The organism is Lysobacter sp. TAB13, assembly GCF_052113885.1.
GTDB classification, from domain to species: domain Bacteria; phylum Pseudomonadota; class Gammaproteobacteria; order Xanthomonadales; family Xanthomonadaceae; genus Lysobacter; species Lysobacter gummosus.
Window position 1 is genome coordinate 1 of the sequence record NZ_JBFRDR010000330.1, and the last position, 385, is coordinate 385.

At 69.6% G+C, this 385-nt stretch carries 1 protein-coding gene; it reads right to left on the reverse strand.

The window, feature by feature from the left end; translation table 11 throughout:
* Window positions 1-385: hypothetical protein (locus AB4Y92_RS26395; protein WP_441822314.1), on the reverse strand; the 385-nt coding region annotated here is incomplete at both ends.

A 385-nucleotide genomic window follows, 5' to 3' on the forward strand; every position in this document is an offset into this window, starting at 1 on the left:
CGTCCGGCGTCGTCGCGGCATTGGCCAGCGCCTCGACGCGTCGAATGTCGTCGGCGGACGCCGTGAGCTTGGGGTCCTCGGCGGCTCGCCCGATGCGCCGGCGCGCGATCTCGTCGCGGATACTCGAGAACTCGGTCTGCCTCTCCTGGGCCAGCAGCCCGTCGGTCAGCGAGTCGGGCAGCGTCGCCAGGGCCTTCTGCATCGTCCCGACCCGTTCGGCCGGGGTATTGCAGTTACCCAGCACATAGGAATAGGCGTCCCGCGCCCGCTCGGGCTTGCCGGTCTGCACGAAAGCCTCGGCCACACGCCACAGCGCATCGACATTCGCGCAGGTCAGCAAGGCCGGCGTCTCGGTGCCGATCCGGATCACCTGCTCCCATTGCCG